1 protein-coding gene is annotated in these 1,664 nt (G+C 78.8%); it reads left to right on the top strand.

Annotation, left to right across the window (positions count from 1 at the left end; translation table 11 throughout):
- The coding region (locus ACFV4N_RS43480; protein WP_499678552.1) for a condensation domain-containing protein at positions 1–1,664 on the top strand (1,664 nt) is incomplete at both ends.

Genomic DNA, 1,664 nt, shown 5'->3' on the forward strand with positions numbered 1-1,664 from the left:
GAGCAGGAGTACGACCCGGGCATCAGCAGCAGCGGCTACTTCGCGGTGGCGATCACCGGCCCGCTCGAACCCGGCAGGCTGCGCCGCGCGGCGCTGGCCGTGCTGCACCGGCACGAGCCGCTGCGATCCGTGCTGCGCATCGTGGACGGCGAGCTGCGGCAGGTGGTGCGCGACGCCGCGGACGCCCTGTCCTACGACGAGGTGGCCGCGCCGTGCGCGGCGGGCGCGGAGCGGGGCGCCGCCGCCGCGTTCATGGCGGCCGGCGAGAACCGCAGGCGGTGGGACCTGGCCGCCGAGGGGCCGGTGCGGTTCCACGAGCTGGCGCACGCGCCGGAGCGGCGGACCGTGGTGTTCTCGGTCCACCACGCGGGTTTCGACGGCCGCAGCAAGTTCGTGGTGGCCGCCGACTTCGCCCGCGCGCTCACCGACCCGGACGGGCTCGGGCCGCCGCTGGACGCGGCGCACCCGGCGGACGCCACCGACGAGGTGTGCGCCGAGGCGGCCGCGTTCTGGTCGCGCGCGCTGCCCGGGGTGACGAGCCCGCTGCTGGTGCAGGGCGGGCGGGAGCCCGGCCGGACGGGGGTGCGGTCGACCGCGACCACGCCGCTGGCCGAGCGGGACGTGGCGGCGCTGCGCGAGCTGGCGGCCCGCTCGTCGGTGTCGACCTTCACCGCGCTGCTGGCCGCGCTGGCGCGCCAGCTCGCCTGGTACGGCAACGACTCGGCGGTCCTGGCGGTGGCCGCGGACGTCAGCGACGAGACCACGCGGGGCACCGCGGGCGTCCAGGTCAACGTCGTGCCGCTGGTGCTGCCGTGCGCCGCCGACCGGGCGCCCGGGGTGGCGCTGGCCGAGGCGGACGAGGCGCTGGCGCGGATGCGCCGGTTCCGCCGGGTGCCGTTCCGGCGGCTGCTGGCCGAGGTGCCGGACAAGGCCGCGCGCCGGCTGATGACCCAGTTCGGGCTGTCCTTCCCGCGCCCGCCGCGGGGCCTGCGGCTCGACGTCCCCGGCTTGGACCTGAGCTGGGACTTCTTCACCGCCAACACGTCGGCGACGTTCGACAAGACGCTCCAGGTGCGGGCGGACTGGCCGCGCGGCCTGGTGCGGCTGGACTACCGGCCGCAGACGATGGACGCGGCGGGCGCGGAGGCGTTCGCGGCGCACTTCCACGAGGCGGTGCGCTCGCTGGCGCGGTCGTCGGGCGCACCGGTGGCGCGCGGCGTGCCCTCGGCGCCGGCGGTGGAGGGCCCGGCCGGGGCGCCGTCCGTCGCCGAGGGGTCGATCGACCCGCTGGACCCGCCGGTGCTGCGGCCCGCGTCCGGGCGCGCGCTGGCCGTGCTGGGCCCGGACGGCGGGCCCGCGCACGTCGGCGTGCCCGGCGCGCTGTTCGCGTCCGACCCCGCCGACGGGTCCTGGGTGGACACCGGCGAGGAGGCCCGGGTGCGGCCGGACGGTGCGGTCGAGCACCTGGGACCGCGAGCCACGAGGTGGTTGCGGCACAACGGCTTCATCGACACGCCGCTGGTGGCGCGCGTGCTGCGGGCGCACCCCGGGGTGCGCGCCGCGCGGGTCGAGCTGCGCACCGCCGGCAACCGCGGGCCCGCGGCCGTCGCCGTGGTGGAGCCCGCCGACCCGGCCCGCCCGCCGGGGGTCGCGGAGTTGCGGAC

Origin of the sequence: Actinosynnema sp. NPDC059797 (genome assembly GCF_042732085.1) — a bacterium.
GTDB lineage: Bacteria > Actinomycetota > Actinomycetes > Mycobacteriales > Pseudonocardiaceae > Actinosynnema.